This window comes from Novosphingobium resinovorum (assembly GCF_036352595.1).
In the GTDB taxonomy this organism is placed as follows: Bacteria; Pseudomonadota; Alphaproteobacteria; order Sphingomonadales; family Sphingomonadaceae; genus Novosphingobium; species Novosphingobium resinovorum_B.
The window spans coordinates 1-19,933 of record NZ_JAZFAX010000051.1; the positions used below are offsets into that span (position 1 = coordinate 1).

The window sequence follows — 19,933 nt, forward strand, 5'->3', positions numbered from 1 at the left end:
AATATAAACGCCGGGCAAACCATGTTCGAAATAAGCAACATCGTCACCGCTGCTTGATTACCAAAATTACATCGCCAAACCTGCCGCGGCGGTTCAACCGCAACGTGGAGGATTTTTACCGCTTACCTTGGGTTTCATGGTAGAAGCGTTTCACGGTGGCGTCCTTGATGGTTCGGTTCATTCGCTCGACCTGGCCATTCGTCCACGGGTGCCTGGGCTTGGTGGTTCGGTGATCGATTTCGCTCAAAGCGCAGGCTTATTCGAAGGCGTGAGCGCGGTAGAGCTCACCGTTGGCGATAGCTTCCTTGATGAGAGGCACGGCAGAACCGCCGGAACCAGGCGTCGTGAAGTGGATGCCATTGTCGGTCAGCACGGTGTGGATCTTGTAAGGCAAAGCATCGATGAGCCGGCGCAAGAAGCCGCGCGCAGCCGCGGTCTTGGCCTTTTCATGTAGTTCGACAAAGGCGAACTTGTCGGTCCGGTCGATTGCCACGAACATGTAGAGCCTGCCCTGCTCGGTGCGGACCTCGGCGATGTCGATGTGGAAGGGGCCGATCGGAGCTCTTGAACTTGCTCCGCCTGGGCTTGTCACCTTCGACTTCGGGCAGCCGGGAAATGTCATGCCGTTGCAAGCAGCGATGCAGCGACGAGTGTGTCGGGTGCGGGATCGTTGCCTGGTGGGCATAGAGGCAATCATCCAGTGGCAGCAGCGTGTGCCGACGAAAGGCGACGACGATATCCCGCTCCGCCGGCGGCGGTGACGCTGGACATCGATGACACCTGCGATGTCGTTCACGGCTATCAGATCCCATGAGGAGGTGAACAGCGAGCGGCACTCTGCCAGACTGCTCTTGCTGAAAAACCAATTCTGGAGGCCGACCTGCTTGTTGAAGCCGATCGATCCACTGCGCCGTCCGCTGTTCGTACCGAGCTTACCGCGATTTTCATCTCACTGGAACTCTCGCAATCGAAATGGGTGATCACGTCGCTTGCGCCGGGGAACGGGGAGAAGATGTCGAAGCTCGCCGTTGCCGCCAGGGATGTTGCCGGCCCGCTTGCCCGCTCCGCCGAGGTGCAGCGAAAGGCACAGCTTCGCGCCGGAAATCGCTTTGGCTTTGTTGTGATCCAGTAGGCCGGGCTCGACGGCTTCTGGCTTCATCGGAAGCTGGAGGCCGAAGGGATCGAAAGCCATGTCGTCGATCCGGCGTCGATCGCTGTTCCTCGCCGTGCTCCGGGTCAAGACCGACCGTATTGACGGGGAAAATGCTGTTACGAACATTGCTCGCCTACGTGCGCGGCAATCCTCGTGTGTGTGTGTGTGTGTGTGTGCGATGGTGAGGGCGCCAACCCGCAAGACGAGGACCGCCGCCGCGTCTCTCGGGAACGTAAAGCCCTGACGAATGAGCGGATCCGCCACGTCAACCGCATCAAGGGCCTGCTCTTCGCCAAGGAACACCGGCTACCCTCCCGCGCTTCAAGCAATGGTGGGACGCTGACGCACGTTCTGATTTAAATGGCTCCCCGTTTGCTGCCGATGGCCGGCAACGGGGAGCCATTTAATGCTACCGACCTTTGCGTATCGCGCCGAAAAGATTAGCCACCGGTTTGGTTCGCCCGTGCTGGTTCCCTAGCCATATCCTCGGCAAGCTTCTCCATCAGGCGTACGAGTTCACCCAGATCCTCGCGAGACCAGTTGTGGAACAAGCCTAGCGCCATGGTCTCGCGGGCGGCATCGAGGGCGTCGGTTGCCGACTTTCCGCGCGGTGTGATGATCGCCTCGCGCACGCGCTTGTCCGCCGACCCGGCGCGACGCTCGACGAGGCCGAGTTCTTCCAGTCGCGCGACCTGACGACTGACGGTGGTGTAATCCCGGCCAACCCTGCCGGCGAGATCGACGACCCCGATCGGTCCCTTGCGCTCGACGAAGACGAGCAGAGGGAAGAGCGCGCGCTCGAGCGTCAGGCCCGCCAACGCCAGCAACTCCTCGTCCCTTTCCGGTCGGTTCATCACGGTCACGATCTCGAGCAGCGACGCGTGCAGAGTGGGAAGCAGCGCCTTAATATGTGCATTATGCACTTTATTTGTTGACACTTGTCGCGCCCTCCTTGATATGTGCGTTATACACATTGGAGGTTCGAATGAAAGCGCAAAGCCCGCCTGCGGTCCTGATTTGCGGCGCCGGCGCCGCCGGCCTGGCGCTCGCCATCGACCTGGCGAGAAGAGGCGTGCCGTTCCGGCTGATCGAGAAACTGGCCCGTCCGTTCACCGGGTCGCGCGGCAAGGGTATCCAGCCACGATCGCAGGAAGTGTTCGAGGATCTCGGGGTGCTTGACCGGCTCGTTGCCACCGGCGGCGTCTACCCGCCGCCGCGTGAATATCACGATGACGGCAGCTACACGGATACGCCCTTCGAAATCGAACCGCCGACGCCGGCCGAGCCCTACCATATTCCCCTCATGCTCCCGCAGTTCCTGACCGAGCGACTGCTGCGCGAACGCCTGGCCGAGCTTGGCGGCCGTGTCGAGTTCGGGTGCGAACTGATCGGCTTCGAGCGGGAAGAGGATGGCGTCGTGGCGCGTCTTGTCAGTCCTGTCGGGGAAGAGCTGGTCCATATTCCATATCTGATCGCGGCCGATGGGGGACGCAGCTTCATCCGCAACGCCCTCGGCATCGACTTTCCCGGCAAGACACTGGGCGCGCGTGCGATGGTGGCCGATGTCGATCTGGTGGGGCTGAACCGCGATGCGTGGCATCAGTATCATGCCGGCGACATGCGGCGGTTGATGTCGATCTGCCCGCTCGGCGGAACCGATCTGTTCCAGATCCAGGCCGCAATCCCGCTGGAAGGCGAAGCGGACCTCTCGCTCGATGCGCTCAACGCCATGGTGGCAGAGCGAACCGGACTCGGCGACATCCGTGTTCAGTCGGTGTCGTGGGCCTCGGCCTACACGATGAGCGCCTGCCTGGCGGATCGCTACCGCGTCGGCCGCATATTCCTGATCGGCGATGCCGCGCACGTCCACCCGCCCACTGGCGGCCAAGGCCTCAATACGAGCGTTCAGGATGCCTACAATCTCGGCTGGAAGCTGGCGGCGGTGCTGGGCGGCGCGCCCGATCGGCTGCTCGATACCTATGAGGAGGAGCGGCGGCCGGTGGCGGAAGAGATGCTGGGCCTTTCAACCCGGCTGCTCGAAGCACAGAAGAAGCGCGGCCCCATGCGCCGCGGACGCGAAGTCCATCAGCTCGACATCGGTTATCCGGAATCGGCGCTGACCTTCGAACCCTCGTCACGACGTGGCATCCTGCTCGCGGGCGACCGGGCGCCGGACGCGCCCCTGCGCGGGGCGGCCGGTTGTCCCCGACGCCTGTTCGATCTGTTCGCCGGTGCGCACTGGAGCTTGATTGGCTATGAAACGAACCGCGAAATCGCAGCACCCCGAAGCGACCTCCACATCCATCACGTTGGAGCCGGACACGAGCTTTCAGACGATGGCGGCCATCTACACGACGCCTATGGCCTTGCATCTGGCGAGTGGGTGCTGGTTCGGCCTGATGGTTATGTCGGCGCGATCTTCCGCTCCGACCAAGCCGGTGCGCTCGAAAGCTATCTAAAGGAGGTCGGCTTGGGCTGAGGTGGGGGCCGAATTGGCGCTCTCGCCAAAGCGATCGGGAAATACGGAGGGTGGGATCGACGAGATGTGGGCCATGTCAGACCGCGACCGCGGCGCGCAGGTGCGGCCGACGCAGTCAGAGTAGCGCGCCGCACAGCGTCAACAGCGTGAACGCTGGCGCTGGATTACCACCGATCAGCGCCAGATGCGTGATCACCGCCCCCACCATCACAGGCGAGCAACAGCGCGCCCCACATACTGGTGCGTGGCACGAGCAGGCCTCCGACGATTTCGAGGATCCCGGTCACGAAGCGGAACCACTGGCCCGCGCCGATCTGCTCGAAGATCGCCACCATCGGCGGCGCTCCGGCGACCTTGGCGCCTCCTGCCGCGAGGAAAGCGAGCGCCAGCAGGATTCGGATGACCCAGTCCACAGCCCGTTTGATGGTCCACGATGCGCGTGTGGGTGATGAGGGGGCGGTGCTCATGGCGTTCTCCTCAGAGCCGGAGCCAGCCGCCGTCGACGACCAGCGTCTGGCCGGTGACAAAGCGGGCGTCATCGCTGGTGAGGAAGGCCACCGGCCCGGCGATGTCGGCGGGCGTGCCCAGCCGCTTGATCGCCTGCTGCATATAGACCTGCGCCTTCTGCTCGTTCGGCATGCCGCTCGCGCCCTCGGTATCGGTGATTCCGGGATGGACGGCGTTGACGATGATGTTGTCGGCCGCGAGTTCGCTGGCGAGCGCGCGGACCAGGCCGATCGCGCCCATCTTGGACGTGATGTAGTGCGAGAAGCCGAAGCCGGGCGGTGTCACCATGCCAACCGCATCTGACCCGATCGCGACAATAGCGCCTCCCCCAGCCTTCCGCATGAGCGGCACGATCGCACGTGCGCCCATCAGGTGCGCGTCGAGATTGAGCGCCATCACCGAACGCCAGGCCTCAGGCGTCATCTGCTCAAGCGTCGCCATCGGATATGCCCCGGCGGCGTGGACGAGGCTGTCTGCTCTGCCAAACGTGCTTTCCACCGTGCTCGCGATCCTGGCCCAGTCCGCTTCGCTCGTGACATCTGCCGCGATCGCGATCGCGCCATATCCGATCGCGTCAGCCACATCGGCGGCGTCCGTGCGATTGACGATGACGACCTTAGCTCCGCGTTTGGCAAGCAGATCCGCTACGCCGCAGCCGATGCCCTGCCTTCCGCCGGTGACGATCGCGACCTTTCCTTCATGAGTGCTCATTCTTATACTCCTTTTTGAGTTTGAGAGGTGGCAAGTGCGCGCAGTCGCGGCTCGCCGATTTCCGACAGCATATCGGTATGGTTTGGAGACCAGCCGAGCGCTGCACGGCTGGCGGCATCGCACATGCGGCTCGACACGCTCATGATCAGGGCGCCGAACTCGCCCCAGATCTCGGTCGCTTCAGCCATAGTGACGCTGCGGGTCGAAACGCCCAGATCGCGGGCGACGGCTTCGGCGATCCACCGGTTGGGGATTTCTCCGGCGACCGCATGGTAAAGCGCGCCTGCCTCACCCGATTGCAGCGCTCGGCCGAAAAGGTCCGCGATATCGTCGATATGGACATTGCCGTAAGTCGCCAGGCCCTCGCCTACATAGCAGGCGGCTCCGGTGATGGAGACCGACCGGTAGACCATCGAGACGTGTCCATGATTGCCTGGCCCCCAGATGAGCGGCGGACGCACGACCATCGCCCGCACACCTTTCCGGGCAGCGGCGCGCATACGCTGTTCCGTCTCGACGCGCGCGGCAGCGAGCGGTTCGGGGACGAACGCATCGTCTTCGGCAAAGCTGTCCGCGCTCCAGGCACCGCCCGTTCGCTGGCAGAGGACACCCGACCCCGATAAGAAGAGAAACGTCTTTCCGCTGTCAGCCAGCGTTTCCAGCAGGCCAGCGACCGCTTGCTGCTCGGCCGGCGGAGCGAGCTGGGCAGCGTAGATAACCGCGTGCGCTGCTCGCGCTTCCGCCAGGATCGACGGGAGATCGCCTTCAATGTCGCCGCGGATCGGAGCGATACCCGCGTCAGTCAGGTGCGCGGCCTTTATGTCGCTGCGCGCCACCCCGCTGACACGATGCCCGCTCTCAACGAGGTGGCGGGCAATGGCACCGCCGACAAAGCCGGTGGCTCCTAAGACAAGAACATGGGTCAAGCTCGCGATCTCCTTTGACAGAGAAATTGCGAGCTTCCGCTCCCTCAAAGAAGCCTATATAACTAGATGATATCCATCGGACAAACAGATACATGCTCGACGGCGTCTCTCTCGACCATCTGCGAACTTTCGTCGCTGCTGCCGATCAGGGCAGTTTCTCGGCTGCAGGGCGCCTGTTGGGCCGGGCGCAGTCGGTGGTCAGCCAGTCGATCGCGAATCTCGAGGCGCAGCTCGGCGTACCGCTGTTCGAGCGGATCGGCCGTTTCCCGCAATTGACGCCGCATGGCACCAACCTGCTCGCCGATGCGCGGCGACTGGTGAGCGACGCCGATGGATTGAAGGCGAAGGCGCGGAGCTTTTCCGCCGGGCTCGAGCCCGAGCTCTCCATCGTCGTCGACGTGATGTTCCCGCAACGCTGTCTCACGGATGCCCTTGCCGGTTTCAAACAGCGTTTCAGGTCGACACCGCTACGCTTGCATGTCGAGGCCCTTGGCGCGGTCGCGCAGATGGTGCTCGACGGCCGATGCGCTCTCGGCATCACCGGGACGCTTCCCTTCACGCCACCAGGAGTGGCGGCCGAACGCCTGTTCAGCGAGAAAATGGTGACGGTCGTGGCGCCGGGCTCTCCACTGGCCATGTCCGAAGGGCCGGTCACGCTTCGGGAGGTGTTGGACGAAACCCAGCTCGTGTTGACCGATCGCTCTTCCATGACCGACGGGGTCGATTACGGTGTGCAAGGCAAGACTATCTGGCGCATGGCAGATCTCGGCGCCAAGCACGCCTTTCTTCGTGCGGGCCTCGGATGGGGGCATATGCCCCATTGGCTGGTAGCCGACGACCTGGCGAGCGGCCGGCTTATCAGCATCGAACTTGAGGGTCCCGCCGCAGGCTTGATGCCCTTCCAGGCCGTCTATCCGGCGGACCAACTACCAGGCCCTGCTGGCCGATGGCTGATTGGACAGTTCTCCAGCACCCGTTCAGGCTGAACGCGGGACAGACGCGAATCGGTGACTTCTCACTCACGCCGGGAGCCCTGCCAGACAACGCCCGTTCGGTTACTTACGAAGCTTGTTTCTCGTGGGATCGCCTGCCCATCCTGCATTGCTCGCGGGCCTATACGTCTCATGCGATTGTGCGGTCCATACTTCCAGACAGATGGCCAGCCACGACGCTTATACGTCAAAGCCTTTGGGTTAGCCGAAGGCGCGTTCTGCGCAAAACTTGTCAATCAAGTGACTGCGCATCATCTCCTCGATCCGAAAATCGAGGGAAATAAAATCTCGACGGCGGTCGTTAGGATCAGGAATTCGGGTTATCAGTCCTCCATCTGTCAGTCGCCGAACAAGCCGAAGAGCAGTACTCATTGGTGCTCCAGATGCAATGCACGCACCTTTTACAGAGACTGGGCGGTTGCCGTCCAATTTTGACCGCATGAGTTCCAAAAACATAGCCCACGCGGGATCTCCAAATAACTTCCCGTCAGCAATAGCCCGCCGCTGCATCTCCTTCCGTAGAATACGTCGAATGAATGCGACCAGTTCGTGCGCCTCAGGAGGCCTATCTTCATTGTGCAAGATATACTCCGCTGAGTTGGGCTGCTCGCTCACGAGCGGGGCACTTAGAACCCGAGACACTCGCTCCAGTTCCGTGCCCAAGTCGGAAATTCGACGCAGGAGCTCTCTGCGCATCGCCTTGGATTCTATGCCCGAGATGCGACGTATGACATCGCGAATGGCATGGGGCGTAAGCGGTTTTTCTAGGACGTCAAAAGCGGAAGCCCGAATTGCCGCAACAGCAATATCCAACGTAACTTCGCCGGCCATCACGACAAAATGTGCGCTTCGATTTAGCGTGCAGGCGGTGCGCGAAAGCGCTTGAACCAACGAAAGGCCGCCCTGATCTCGTAAATTGTACGCGATGAAAGCCACCGACAGCGGGCGACGGGCGAAGATGTCCAGAGCCTCCGCTGAGGAGTGTGATATGAGTGGGGCGTAACCAAGATGCTGCAATGCAATCGAGCATTCGCGGCCCGCCTGCTGATCATTTTCAACGATCAGCACGGTTCTGGAAGACCCGGATATCTTTTGAAGTCAGGTGCCATCCGCACGAGCGGAACAAACTGGACCGGCCACAGCTGGCGCCCTCTGCAGTTGCATGTTTCCCGCCGTTGCCAGCGAAACCTCGCATGGATCATCGTTTCTCCCCCAAGAAATTCGTAACTTTCATAACAAAACTTGCAACAAGAATTTTCGTGCGCAGGGCCTGCTTTCCTTCGGAGCCAAACTCGATCTGGCCGAATCATTCGCCCAAACTGGATATCGGCGTGACCATGGGAGAAGCCGAGCTACGCCCGATCATTGGCTGGCCCTCAGGGTGCCCGCGCTCTATCCCGACGCGGAATGGGCCACACCGACAGCGCTGCTCAACAAGCGGAAAATCTTCGCTATCGCCGCGCATTCCGCGGTTCGCGCGAACCGGGCGCTCAAAGCCTGTAGCAAGTTTTCAGATGATGTGCTGGTCGTCGAATTCGAGCATGATGAGCATGTCCCTCATCCAGCCATCGCGTTGTTCATTGCTGCCTTCCGGCAGGCAAACTCGCTGAGCTATCGTGTGATCCGGGGTGCCGATCATGCGCCGCAAGACAAGACATGCAGGAAGGCCTATAATGGTCTCCTGATCGCCTGGGTCGGTGAAATCGTCCGTGGAGCAAGACACTCAGCGACAATGTCTTGAAGACATCGCTTCCGCGAGCTTGCGCTTCGAACGCGGGAATACGAGGCTTCGCAATTTAGCATCTCTGATTGGACAGCCACAGGTTCCCGAGGGCGGCCCTCGACGCGAGAAGCGATGTACGCCGCTGACGAAGTCGGCTCGGCAAGGTCTCCCGGCTTGGAAGAAGTGAAGCGGCCTGGGTTATGCATTGTCACGACCTTACACGAGCGCCTTGTGCAACGGCCTCAATGATACGACAATAGAAGGACTGTCTGCGACTGTGCAGTTGCGTCCGTCTCGTTTCGCCCGGTACAATAATTTGTCGGCGCGCGCGATTGCCGATGCAAATGGCTCGTCACGTTCGAACCGGGTCACGCCAAAGCTTGCGGTCACGATGCAATCAGTGGTACACTGCGACCAGGGATAGACCTCAAGGGCTTGGCGCATTCGTTCAGCGAGAGCGACCGCCTGATCGAGTGATGTGCCAGGAAGCAAGATCGCAAACTCCTCCCCCCCCAATCGCACGGTGCATCCCAGGTCGTTGACATGATCGCGCAGCACTGCGCCGAAATCCGCGAGGACCTTGTCGCCGAATTGGTGACCAAAGCGATCGTTTATGGCCTTGAAATGGTCGATGTCCGCCATCAGGACAGCACCTGTCCCCTCAACGAAGGCCCGACCTCGGTTTGACGCCAAAAAGGCCTCAAGCCCTCTTCTGTTGAGAAGCGCGGTCAACGGGTCAACCTGGGCATCCCGCCGATATTTTTCTATATGATCCAGGCTCACGGCAATCATGACCGCAAACGTCAGGATGATGGATCCAAACAGACCGGTATATTGAACAAGGCTACCCCAGACCGATTGGCGCCAGGCGCCGACAATGGGCTGCGGATCATCGACCGCAATATAGATTGCGCATTGTCCGGCCATCACCAACGCAAAAAAGATGAATGTCCCGAGTAGGATCCTGTCGGACAGCGTCACACAAGAACGCCATATTCTGGCGTTGCACGATAATAGAATCAGAAAGCAGCCTATCTGCGTGAAAAAGGTTTCAAGCCGTACGTTTTTGAACAGGAGCAAAGAAAGCATCGCCAGCAGGCCGGTCGAGGCAATTATCGCAAGTTCAAGATGAGGGTGAGCCTTGTAACCGAATCGCTGGAGCAACGCGCGGCAAGCGAAGGCCACGCCCAGGAGGATGAGGGCATCTTCGGTGATCGGCTTCACGATGGATAAGCTCACCGTCTGGATCAACATGAGAGCAAATCCCGAGCCGAGAAAGCATAGCGCACCGCCCCAGCGGACCGTCGGAAAGCCCATGACGCCCGCAGCCATAAACCCCAGGCCGCAAAGAAGCATGGCGGCAGGAATAGCCCATTCGACAAGTGAAACCGGCATGGAATCCGCAGACTATGTCACAGATTGGCAGGGAGTCATCACCTCGCCCGATATCGACGAACTTACCCGAATCATGTACTTTGCCCCACTCTCGTTAAACTTCCTTCGTGCTTTGTCCGGCGTTCGTTGACAAAAGTAATCGAAATATAGTTACCGGACAGGGTCAGGGTTTACCACAGGATAGTGAATTTATCCGTATGCTTGGATCTCCACGAATATCGGATAAATCCGCCGCCGTATAAATTGCATCGCCTGAGATGCAGCCTTTCCCGCCCCCCCCAATTTCGCTATCGGCGGCGGGCTAAAGACTGGCTTGAGAGACGTCAAGGAATGAAGCCATTTGCACGCAAGCGTGCAAACAAGGTGAAGAATGCCTCATCGGTCGACTGGTATCCAGTGAAGCCAAGACGACGGCTTTTGGACATGTCGGTCACAACCTCGATCGGACGGCCCAGATCGGCATCGGTGTGCCAGGGAGAGGCCAAACGTGTGAGATCAGCTTCGGCGAGACCGTCACGCAGCGCGATCTTGCGCCACAGAGGTTCATCTTCTGCCATCTGCTTTTCAAGCGGATGCACGGTCCCGTCAAACGGCGATGCCTCAATCCCAAACCATGCGGCTATGCGGCCCCACATCCATTTCCAACGAAAAACGTCGCCATTGACCACGTTGAATACCTCGTTGTGCGCACCTTCGGTTTCCGCAGCCCATAGCAGGTGCCGTGCCAACTGGCCGGCGTCGGTCATGTCGGTCAGGCCATTCCACTGCATCGCCGAGCCTGGAAAGATAAAAGGCCGTCCGGTCTCCCGGCACAAGGTCGCATAGACTGCAAGCGTCGTACCCATGTTCATGGCGTTGCCGACGGCCTTGCCGATCACGGTGTGTGGACGATGCACACTCCAGGTAAAGTCATCGCGGATGGCCGCGGCGAACACCTCGTCTTCCTGTGCATAGTAGAAATTTTCGATGTCGAGGCGTCCCTGCTCCTCACGGAACGGGGTCTGTGGCAGCGCGCCCTGCCCATAGGATTCGAAGGGCCCCAAGTAGTGCTTGAGACCGGTCACCAAGGCGACATGCCGGGGGCCCGCAGGCTTGGACAATCCATTCAAAAGGTTGCGAACCATAGCCGAATTGACACGGATGTTCTCGGCTTCACTGTCCTGGCGCAGCCACGTGGTGATGAACACCGCATCCGGGTGGATGTCTGCCAACGCGACCGCAGTCGCGGTCCCATCCTGCAGATCGGCTGTGACAGGCCGCACGCCTGGCTGTTCGACGGGACGGCGCGCAAGTCCGTGAACCGTCCAGCCCTCCCGCACCAGCAACTCGGCCGTTGCGCTGCCGACGATACCGCTTGCACCCACTATCAATGCCGTCTTGCCCATTTTAATCTCCTTGCTGACGGCAGAGCTAGGCAGCCATGGCGCCTCCTTCTAGAGGGCACCATATGGTGCCCTGAGGATCGGGAGATATCATAATGAATCCTGGTACGCCCGACGAGGAATGGCGCGAGGACTGCGCACCGCGACGAGTGCTGGAATTGTTCGCGGTCAAATGGACCAGCATGGTCCTGCACACGCTTCACGCGCGTCATGCCGGCGCGGCGCGTACGGGAGAACTGCTGCGGACGCTGCCCGGCATTTCGAAGAAGATGTTCACGCAGACCCTGCGGCAGATGGAGGGCAGTGGCCTCATAAGCCGCCACGTGACTAACACTGTCCCCCCTGCTGTCGAGTATCGCCTGACGAGCCTGGGAAGCCGTTTCGTCGAGCCGGTCGAACTCCTCTATAGTTGGGGTCGGGACAATAAGGATGCGCTTGATGCATTGCTTCCACGCCCAAGCTCAAGACGTTCGTAGTCAGGCGTGAACTCGCTGTCGATGAATTCCATGAAGCGAACACAGCGGCGATCGTCTTTCCATGGATGCCGGGTGTCAGTTGAAGAATACAACCGGACAGCAAACCGGCAGCCTATCTTGGCTGCAAAGAGGGAACGTCGATGGTCATCCTAACCAACGATGGTTGGGTCTACGAAAGAGGCACCGGCAAGCTATAACAGTTCGGTTCAACCAGGCTCCCCCACCGGCATCATCGGTTTCTATCTCCCGACGCGGCCTGATGGCTTTGAGCGCCTGGGTGCTTTGTGAACTTTACACGGAAATTGCTACGCCGATCATGCCTGGAATCGAGATAGGATCTGATCGAGCCTATTCCCCCGATCTCACCGGTTCGAAGGTTGATCATGGGGGGCCGATCGGCCCGATCGCGGTGACGACGTTACGCATGGGAACTGGCTCACTCGCTTCATTCTCCTGGAGATAATAGAGCGCTTCCGCTTCCCTGAATTCGAAGTGGACGTCACGCACTTCGTGTATCTGGCAATCTATCGGTTTTGCTGCGCTCACGTCGAAGATTGCGAAGTTGGTCGTCCCCTTTCCAAAGGCATAGCCATAGGCAAGGCCGTGGAAGCCCGCTTGCTAGAGGCCGGACAGATGGCAGGATCCGACTACGTGCCTACTTCCAAATACTGCTTGTGTTACTCGGGGCGTCCAGAGATGGCGAACTTGCGTAAACCGGGCCGGAGCTACCACCATGCTGGCGACGCTCTCGAGCACGGCCTGTGCCCGCTCGGAATCGGTCTGCGCTTGGTCGCATAGCGTCCGAAGGGGTACGACGCGCTCCCTCAGCGCCGGATCGTTCAGATCGGCGACGCCCGATCCGATGGCCTCGTAGAGACGTTTCAGGCGAAGCTCGGTCACGGCCGCGCGCCGGCTCAACTCGGCGATATGCTCGCGGCGGCGCTCCGCTCGCTCCTTGCGTCGATCGGGGATTGAGGCCAAGACTTCCTGCAACGGGTTCTCGATGTGATCGCAGACTATGGTGTCGAGCTGCGGCATCAGAAGCAAGCGACCGGAACAACCCGTCTCGCTCTACCATGCCTTGATCGAGCAGGTATAATAGCGATAGCACCCACCCTTGCCGGTGCGGAGTGTCATGGCTCCCCGCACTTCTCACTGGAAGCAGATGCCGGTCAGCAGGGTCGGTCCGCCGACGACACGCGGCGGCGTCACCTTGGAGTTACGGATCGGCAAATGTTCCTGCACAGCATCGAACGTCTCCTCGTCGATCAATCGCGGCACCGGTTCGACGACGATTCCGCTAACTGCCTTCAGTTCCTTGGACTTGGAGCGCTTGTTGAACTCTTGCTCACCGATGTAGATGCGCCGTGTCAGGGTGCGGTGAAGCTGACCTATGCCCCAGCGCCCGCCAACATACGTGAAGATGCGGTTGCGATTGACGTGGCTGATGATCACCTTGAAGCCCATTAAGCCGGAACCGCCTTCGCCCTGAAGGGCGTGTCGGTAGATCACCCGCAAGATACCGGGATGCACCGAGTCGATCTCCAGTTTCTTCTTACTGTTAGGCCGCCCCGCGGCGATACGATAACCGAGCGATGGCATAGCGCAGTTCCGGAAGCCCTGCCGGGCATTCTTCTTGAGGATGCGCATGACGTGCTTGGCGTTTTCTTTCAACTGGTATTCGTCGAAGGGAGCCAAGATCCGCCACATCATGTCGTGGATCCGCCGCTGTCACGGTGTCATAGTCGATTGCAGGCGCGCTCGCACTGCAGGCGGCCAGGAATGCTGCGGTCTGCGGATGGAGGGCCATGTCAATGCCCTTCCTGCGCTGTAGCCGGCGTAGCATCGCGCCAGGACGCCTTCATGGACGGCAAGGCGATTTGCCAGAGGAGCGCGATGACGGCGGCCACGGCGATGGCCGCGCCGACCGGCCCGAGTGACGGCAGGCCCCAAGTACTGATGGCCGCGCCGCCGATCCCCGACCCGACAACGACGCCCGCGTTGAAGGCGGCGATGTTCATGCCCGAAGCCACGTCCATGGCCTGCGGCTGGTGGCGTTCGGCCAGCATCAGGATACGCGACTGGAGCGGCGGGATCGCGCCATAGGTGGTAAGGCCCAGCAGCGCCACCAGCCCGATCATTGCGGCAGGCTGATGGAGTGCAAAGGCGATCAACACGAGGGACAGCACGATCCCGACCAGCAGGATAACGGAGGCGCGGTCCATGCCCTGACCATCGGTCAGGCGGCCGCCCAGTATGTTTCCGACTGCCGCGCCAAGACCGTAGGCGAGCAACGTCAGGCTCGCGGTCCCGACGCTGACATTGGTGACTTGCAACAGGATCGGCGAGATGAAGGTGTAGAGCGCGAAGGAACCGGTGTAGGAGAGCATCGGGATGCTCGCCCCGGCGAGCAGGCGACGATCGAAGAGCACGCCGAGATCGCGCAAACCCGCGCCCTTCGTCGCGGCTTCGCCTGATCTGGCCGGCATCAGTGCTGCGATGCCGAGGCTGCCGATCAGGCCGCAAGCGGCGATGACGAGAAAGATGAGCTGCCAGTGCAGGATGGTGCCGAGCCAGGTGCCGACCGGCACGCCGAGCGACATCGCGACGGTCACGCCGCCGAAGACCAGGGCGAGAGCCGCGCCTGCGCGTTCAGGCGCGACCAGCCGCGTCGCCACGCTGGAGGCAACGGCGAAAAAGACGCCGTGGGCGAGGCCCGATAGCAGTCGGGCGAATAGCAGCGGCGCCAAGCCGTTGGACAGGCCCGCGATCACGTTGCCGGCGGTGAACACCAGCATGGCGGTGAGGATCAGATGCTTCCGCGACCAGCGGGCAGCGAGCGCGGTGAGGACCGGAGCGCCAATGACAACGCCCGCCGCGTAGGTGGTGACGGTCAGCCCTATCCGGGTAACTTCGACCTGGAGATCATCGGCTATCGCCGAGACGAGACCGATGGTGATGAACTCGGTGAAGCCGACAGCGAAGGCACAGAGCGAGAAGATGTAGATGACGGGAGGCATGGGCCGACCTTTCCAGACAAGCCCGCCTTCTCCTTGCAGGACATCGGAAACCGGCGGGCGCAATTGGTTCGGCGGCACCATGCTCTTTGCGTTGACGGTCAGAAAGGTGCATAATGGGAGAACACTTATGGCATTATGGAAGAAATGGTTCGTAACCTTGACGATCTGGCGGTGTTCGTTCGCGTGGCCGATTGCGGCAGTTTCTCTTCTGCCGCCCGCGCGATGGACCTCGCGCCCACCACGGTGAGCAAGCAGATCGCCCGGCTGGAACGTCAGCTCGGCGCGACCCTGTTCGAGCGCAACACGCGCCAATTGAAGATCACCGAGGAAGGCAGGGCTGTGGCCGAGCGGGCACGGGTCGCTCTCGCCTTGCTCGATGAGGCCGCCGAGATCGCGCGCGACGGGTCGGGCGAACTGACGGGCACGATCCGCGTGACGGCCCCGGTTCCGTTCGGCAGCCGCTATGTCGCGGCAGCAACGGCCGCCTTTCGCAAGCAGCATCCAAAGGTTGGCTTCGAACTGCACCTGACGGATCGCATGGTGGATCTCTATACCGGCGACATAGACGTGGCGATCCGCGTGGCGAAGCTGGCCGATTCCCGCTTGATCGCACGTCGGCTTGCCGACAACCGGCGGATCCTCGTCGCCGCGCCCGACTATCTCGAACGGCACGGAGCCCCGGTGCAGCCCCTGGACCTTGCGGACCATACATGCCTGCTGTTTTCCTATCCGGGGCTCGGACGAAACAGTTGGACGCTGCGCAAGGATCGCGAGGCCCAGGAGATCGCCGTGTCGAGCGACCTTGCGACCGACAGTGGCGATACGCTGCGAACATGGTGCGTCGCCGGTCTCGGCGTATCGCTGCGGGAATTGTGGGATGTGGCCGACGACCTGCGCGCTGGCAGGCTCGTCCATATCCTGCCCGGCTGGGAGGAAGAAGCCAGTCCGATCAGCTTCGTGCGGCCGAAGCGCGAACCCGTGCCGAAGCGGATCAGTGCGTTCGGCGATTTCCTCGCCCAGCTCTGGCGCAACCCGCCCTGGGAGACGTGAGCAGTGAGGTGCAGGGAATGGTGCGCCGAACGCGATCAACCGCCTTTCCCTTCTGAAGCGTCAACACGACGATTCCAGCGATTGCCGCTCCCGCACCGACGATGGCGATCGCGGTCAATCCGAACGCGCCGATCACACTGCCACCGATCAGAGAGCCGAGCGCGATGCCGGAGTTGAACCCGGCGATATTGAGGCCGGCGGCGGCGGCAAGCGCCTTGGGGGCCTGACGCTCGGCGATGCCGATGACGCGGGCCTGCAAGGCGGGTACCGCCGCATAGGTCAGCGCGCCGAGCGCCGCGATCAGCACGGCCATGGCGGGGACGGAATGCACCGCCGGCCACATCGCGGCCAGCACTACGGCAAGGCCTACCAGAACAATCATCACCGCCCTGTCGGGGCCGAGCCTGTCGGTCATGCGACCGCCGACAACATTGCCGATGGCCGCCGCGACGCCATAGACCAGCATCATCGAGCTGACCCATGTTGCGCTCATGCCAGTCGCTTCTATCAGCAGGGGCGAGATGTAGGAGAACAGGCAGAATGAGCCGGTATAGGCCAGCACGGTGATGAACGCCGCGCTGAGCAGGCGGCGGTCGATCAGTGCCAGCAGATTGTGGAGTGCGTCCTTAGCCTCACCGCCATCCCGCGCGTTCGGCATCAAAAGGAGCAGACCGGCCACGCCAACCGCGCCGCAGATCGCCACACCCATGAAGATGGTCTGCCAGCTCCAGATGCCGCCCAGGAAAGTGCCGATCGGCACGCCAAAGGCCAGCGCCAGCGTCAGCCCGCCGAAGACCACGGCAACCGCACTTCCCGCCCTTTCCGGGGCTACCAACCGCGTTGCCGCGCTGGAGGCAACGGCGAGGAAAACACCATGGCCCAGACCCGATCCGAACCGGGCAGCAAGCAACGAAGGGAGACTTCCGGACAGGCCGACAAGGAAGTTGCCAATGGTGAATACGATCATTGCCGCCAGCAGAAGATGCTTGCGGCTCCAACTCGCGGCCAGCGCCGTTAGGATCGGGGCGCCGATGGTCGCGCCGATAGCATAGGCGGCGACGGCCGCGCCCACCTGACCCACATCCACCTTCAGGTCGGCGGCGATGTCCGAGACCAGACCGATGGTGACGAACTCAGTGAATCCCAGAGCGAAGGCCGAGAGCGCGAAGACATAGATGACCAGCGGGATGCGAGCAGCCTGCGATCTGGGGTCGCTCCTTTGCTGGGCGCTCATCGTACTTCCCCGCCGTTCAGCGCCTCCAACATCAGCTTGGCGGTCAGATCCGAGGACGCCGGGTTCTGGCCGGTAACGAGCCGACCATCGGCGATGGCGAAGGGCTGGAAATCGGCGATGCTTTCGTAACGACCACCCAGTTCCCGCAGGCGGGTTTCCAGCGGGAAAGGTACGGCCTCGTCCAGTCCGGCGGCGCGTTCCTCACTGTCGGAGAAGCTGGTGACACGCCGGCCGCTCACCAGCGGGACACCGTTTTCGTCCTTGACGTTCACCAGTCCGGCCAGGCCGTGGCAGACAGCAGCAATGACCTTTCCGTCCGCCCATGCCTTGCCGAGCAGCATGGCCAGTTCGGCACTCTCGGGCAGGTCCCACATGGTACCGTGGCCGCCCGGGAGGAACACCGCGTCATATTCCGAAATGTCGATGGCGCAGACCGGAAGTGTTTCGTTCAGCGCCTTCGATGCGGTCTCGTCAACAAGGAAGCGGTCAACGTTGGCCTCGTTCTCGCCCCTGGCTTTTACAGACCGGGGATCGATCGGTGCCGGGCCGCCCCTAATCGACGCCAGCGTGACCGACGCGTCGGCGTCGAGGAAGGCGTAATAAGGCGTCGCCAATTCCTCGAACCACAGGCCGGTCGTCTTGCTGGTCTCGCCCATCGTGGCGCTGGACGTGAGGATCATAAGAATTTTGAGGTGGGTATTCATTGGTGCACTCCGGTTGTCGGCCGGAACATGCCCCACGACAGATCACGACAAAAATCATTCCTTATGGTATCACCCATAGAAATAACTATGGCTCGATGTTCATGAACTACCTCATCTATCTGCGCACCTTCCTCGACACCTACCGCGCCGGCTCGCTGACCCGCGCGGCCGGGCGTCTCGGCATCACCCAGCCGGCAGCATCAGCTCACATCGCCTCGCTAGAGGAAATGCTGGGCAAGCCGCTCTTCATCCGACAGGCGCGCGGGGTTGCCCCGACCGCCGCTGCCGACGATCTCGCCCGTTCGATCGCCTCCCAGCTCGACGGAATCGAAGCGACTATGGGTGCGGCGCAGGCGCGCTCCAACCATTTGAGCGGCACCGTCCATCTGGTCGGCCCGGCGGAATATCTCTCCGCTCGCATCGGCCCCGCTTTGGCCCCGCTCGTGGGGGAAGGTCTGCGGCTACGCATCCAGACCGGCAACCGCGAGCGTATCTATGCGGCGCTCGACGAGGGCCATGCCGATCTTGCTGTTACCGCGTCGCCGCCGGACGGCAGCGTCCACGGCTTCGCCGAACTGGGTCGGGAACGCCTGATGCTGGTCGCTGCTCCGGCAATAGCAGAGCGGGCCAAAGCGCGCACCGTCACCGCCGAGTTTCTGTGCGGGCTGCCCTGCATCGCCTATGATGAGGCGCTGCCGTTGTTGGGTCCGTTCTTCGAGCACGTCTTTGGCAAGGCCCCCGACATGCAGGCCGTGGTGACGGCGCCGGATCTGCGCATCCTGATCGGCATGGCCCAGGCCGGAACGGGATGGACGGTGCTGCCGGATTATCTTTGCGCCGAAGCTCTCGCGACCGGGCAACTCGTTGAACTACCGACGACCCGGCCAGGGCCGGACAACACGCTCTACCTCGTCTGGAACAAGACGGCGCTGCGCCATCCTCGTGTGGTGCATGTCAGAGATTTTCTGCTGCGGGCGGTTTTGAGCGCGTGAACATGGATGCATGAGTGCCATTGCAATCCTAGCCTAGCATCTTGCCAAGCTGCCGCGGCAACGATCCACGAAGCCCGTCACCTGACGGCTGGGTTTGAGAGTGTGGCCATGGCGGTGACGATCCAGGGCTGCCGGCCATGTGGCCATATGTGCCATGGCGGACGGGATGTGGCTTCGAACGCAGATCGCGCGGACAGCGGCACGCGCTCATTTCTCATATGCGACACTGTAAGCCGACCTCTTTCGCTCAATGCGTGCGAAACCGAACTCGCCAAGATGCATCCCAGCGATCAGCAGCCGATCCGAAGCGACAAAGTCCAGAAGCCTCGACCGGGTGTCGGCGGCGAGATGCGCATCCTGATCGAACGCGATCGACACGTCGGGGCGCGGAACCTGAATTTGCGGGAAATGAACGATGTCGCCCCAGACCAGCAGGCTCCTGTCACCTGAATCGAGCCGATAGCCGGTGTGTCCGGCGGTGTGGCCCGGAAGCGGAACCGCCGTCATGCCAGGTAGCACCTCACCGGAGTCGAAGGTGCGCAGCCTGTCGCGGTATCCGTCGAACGTCTGACGCGCCACGAGGAAGTTGCCACGGGCGCGCTCGGGCGCACGGCTCAGATTGCCGTCATCCTGCCAGAACGCGACCTCCCAATGGTGAGCGACAAGCTCGGCGTTCGGGAAAACGACTTCGCCTGAAGCGTCCATCAGCCCCCCGACATGATCGGGATGGGCATGCGTCAACAGGATCGCGTCGATCTCTGAAGGCTGGATGCCCGCAAGCAGAAGATTGGCTTTTAATCGGCCGCCCCACTGTTTGAATCCACCCGCTCCGGCGTCGATCAGGATCGTGCGACCGCCGCTGCGCACCAGGTAGCAGTTGATATGGATCGAGCTGTGATCCTTTATCCCAGCATTTTCCTGCATACGGGCGGCATCGGCCGGGTCGATATTCGCGAGGAAATCGAAACTGGCGTGGAGATAGCCATCGCTGACGGCGGTGATTGTTAAGTCACCGACCTGTTGTGTGGGAAATTTAAGATTGGACATCGGTTTCTCCAGGCGTCAGCTGGAGACCCGCAAAAACCGGGTAATTTCTGGCGAAGCGGGCTGGTTTGATGACGTCGAGGCTTCGGGGCGCACCAAGGGCATCGTTCGGACCAATTTCCATCATGCCCGGCGTTGATTTCGC

19 protein-coding genes and 2 pseudogenes are annotated in these 19,933 nt (G+C 61.5%); 7 read left to right on the forward strand and 14 right to left on the reverse strand.

Annotation, left to right across the window (positions count from 1 at the left end; translation table 11 throughout):
- Positions 1-133: 133 nt before the first annotated feature.
- A pseudogene (locus V2S85_RS24780) lies at positions 134-746 on the reverse strand (DDE-type integrase/transposase/recombinase); the annotation flags it as partial.
- A gap of 134 nt (positions 747-880) precedes the next feature.
- Here V2S85_RS24780 and V2S85_RS24785 point away from each other — a divergent pair.
- Positions 881-1,447, forward strand: a pseudogene (locus V2S85_RS24785) (IS110 family transposase); the annotation flags it as partial.
- Between the two features lie 146 nt (positions 1,448-1,593).
- Here V2S85_RS24785 and V2S85_RS24790 read toward each other — a convergent pair.
- Entirely contained in the window at positions 1,594-2,091 is a 498-nt protein-coding gene (locus V2S85_RS24790; protein WP_330705464.1) for a MarR family winged helix-turn-helix transcriptional regulator, read from the reverse strand.
- 47 nt (positions 2,092-2,138) lie between these two features.
- Here V2S85_RS24790 and V2S85_RS24795 point away from each other — a divergent pair, with 47 nt between their 5' ends.
- On the forward strand, positions 2,139-3,632 hold the full coding sequence (locus tag V2S85_RS24795; RefSeq protein WP_330705465.1) for an FAD-dependent oxidoreductase: 1,494 nt from the start codon (positions 2,139-2,141) through the stop codon (positions 3,630-3,632).
- A 164-nt stretch (positions 3,633-3,796) separates the two neighbouring features.
- Here V2S85_RS24795 and V2S85_RS24800 read toward each other — a convergent pair whose 3' ends face one another.
- Genes V2S85_RS24800 through V2S85_RS24810 form a run of 3 tightly spaced genes read right to left on the reverse strand, consistent with a single transcriptional unit; the run spans position 3,797 to position 5,776 of the window.
- The gene (locus V2S85_RS24800; protein WP_330705466.1) at positions 3,797-4,099 is read right to left on the reverse strand and encodes a DoxX family protein; all 303 of its coding nucleotides are present in this window, start codon (positions 4,097-4,099) and stop codon (positions 3,797-3,799) included.
- A 10-nt stretch (positions 4,100-4,109) separates the two neighbouring features.
- Positions 4,110-4,850, reverse strand: coding sequence for an SDR family NAD(P)-dependent oxidoreductase (locus tag V2S85_RS24805; protein WP_330705467.1), 741 nt, complete (start codon positions 4,848-4,850; stop codon positions 4,110-4,112).
- Positions 4,851-4,852: 2 nt separating this feature from the next.
- Positions 4,853-5,776 (reverse strand): NAD-dependent epimerase/dehydratase family protein, encoded by a 924-nt coding sequence (locus V2S85_RS24810; RefSeq protein ID WP_330705468.1) that lies wholly within the window; start codon positions 5,774-5,776, stop codon positions 4,853-4,855.
- A 92-nt stretch (positions 5,777-5,868) separates the two neighbouring features.
- Between V2S85_RS24810 and V2S85_RS24815 the strand changes: the two genes are divergently transcribed.
- Entirely contained in the window at positions 5,869-6,762 is an 894-nt protein-coding gene (locus tag V2S85_RS24815; RefSeq protein ID WP_330705469.1) for a LysR family transcriptional regulator, read from the forward strand.
- 207 nt (positions 6,763-6,969) lie between these two features.
- On the opposite strand, the gene V2S85_RS24820 is transcribed toward V2S85_RS24815, so the two are convergent.
- Positions 6,970-7,836 (reverse strand): response regulator, encoded by an 867-nt coding sequence (locus tag V2S85_RS24820; RefSeq protein ID WP_330705470.1) that lies wholly within the window; start codon positions 7,834-7,836, stop codon positions 6,970-6,972.
- A 94-nt stretch (positions 7,837-7,930) separates the two neighbouring features.
- On the opposite strand from V2S85_RS24820, the gene V2S85_RS24825 reads away from it, so the two are divergent.
- Positions 7,931-8,509, forward strand: coding sequence for a hypothetical protein (locus V2S85_RS24825; RefSeq protein ID WP_330705471.1), 579 nt, complete (start codon positions 7,931-7,933; stop codon positions 8,507-8,509).
- A 198-nt stretch (positions 8,510-8,707) separates the two neighbouring features.
- Here the strand turns inward: V2S85_RS24825 and V2S85_RS24830 are convergent, their stop codons facing one another.
- Positions 8,708-9,886, reverse strand: a complete 1,179-nt coding sequence (locus V2S85_RS24830; protein WP_330705472.1) for a GGDEF domain-containing protein — start codon at positions 9,884-9,886, stop codon at positions 8,708-8,710.
- A 323-nt stretch (positions 9,887-10,209) separates the two neighbouring features.
- Positions 10,210-11,271, reverse strand: a complete 1,062-nt coding sequence (locus tag V2S85_RS24835) for an SDR family oxidoreductase (protein WP_330705473.1) — start codon at positions 11,269-11,271, stop codon at positions 10,210-10,212.
- A gap of 92 nt (positions 11,272-11,363) precedes the next feature.
- On the opposite strand from V2S85_RS24835, the gene V2S85_RS24840 reads away from it, so the two are divergent.
- Positions 11,364-11,744 (forward strand): helix-turn-helix domain-containing protein, encoded by a 381-nt coding sequence (locus V2S85_RS24840; RefSeq protein WP_330705474.1) that lies wholly within the window; start codon positions 11,364-11,366, stop codon positions 11,742-11,744.
- Between the two features lie 618 nt (positions 11,745-12,362).
- On the opposite strand, the gene V2S85_RS24845 is transcribed toward V2S85_RS24840, so the two are convergent.
- The 3 genes from V2S85_RS24845 to V2S85_RS24855 form a co-directional block, all read right to left on the reverse strand.
- A complete protein-coding gene (locus V2S85_RS24845) occupies positions 12,363-12,782 on the reverse strand; it encodes a hypothetical protein (RefSeq protein WP_330705475.1) in 420 nt (139 codons plus the stop codon).
- Between the two features lie 114 nt (positions 12,783-12,896).
- On the reverse strand, positions 12,897-13,457 hold the full coding sequence (locus V2S85_RS24850) for a recombinase family protein (protein ID WP_330705476.1): 561 nt from the start codon (positions 13,455-13,457) through the stop codon (positions 12,897-12,899).
- A gap of 98 nt (positions 13,458-13,555) precedes the next feature.
- Complete coding sequence (locus tag V2S85_RS24855) at positions 13,556-14,845, reverse strand: MFS transporter (RefSeq protein ID WP_330705477.1); 1,290 nt, start codon at positions 14,843-14,845, stop codon at positions 13,556-13,558.
- 63 nt (positions 14,846-14,908) lie between these two features.
- Here V2S85_RS24855 and V2S85_RS24860 point away from each other — a divergent pair, with 63 nt between their 5' ends.
- Complete coding sequence (locus V2S85_RS24860; protein WP_330705478.1) at positions 14,909-15,814, forward strand: LysR family transcriptional regulator; 906 nt, start codon at positions 14,909-14,911, stop codon at positions 15,812-15,814.
- Here V2S85_RS24860 and V2S85_RS24865 read toward each other — a convergent pair.
- Positions 15,756-17,048 carry an MFS transporter gene (locus tag V2S85_RS24865; RefSeq protein ID WP_330705479.1) on the reverse strand — a complete coding sequence of 431 codons (1,293 nt, stop codon included), beginning with the start codon at positions 17,046-17,048 and terminating at the stop codon, positions 15,756-15,758. The two genes, V2S85_RS24860 and V2S85_RS24865, sit on opposite strands and share 59 nt — an antisense overlap.
- Positions 17,045-17,752, reverse strand: a complete 708-nt coding sequence (locus V2S85_RS24870) for a type 1 glutamine amidotransferase domain-containing protein (protein ID WP_330705480.1) — start codon at positions 17,750-17,752, stop codon at positions 17,045-17,047. Before V2S85_RS24870 ends, V2S85_RS24865 begins: the two co-directional genes overlap by 4 nt.
- 101 nt (positions 17,753-17,853) lie before the next feature.
- On the opposite strand from V2S85_RS24870, the gene V2S85_RS24875 reads away from it, so the two are divergent.
- Entirely contained in the window at positions 17,854-18,744 is an 891-nt protein-coding gene (locus V2S85_RS24875) for a LysR family transcriptional regulator (protein WP_330705481.1), read from the forward strand.
- A 207-nt stretch (positions 18,745-18,951) separates the two neighbouring features.
- On the opposite strand, the gene V2S85_RS24880 is transcribed toward V2S85_RS24875, so the two are convergent.
- A complete protein-coding gene (locus V2S85_RS24880) occupies positions 18,952-19,791 on the reverse strand; it encodes an MBL fold metallo-hydrolase (protein ID WP_330705482.1) in 840 nt (279 codons plus the stop codon).
- Positions 19,792-19,933 lie beyond the last annotated feature (142 nt).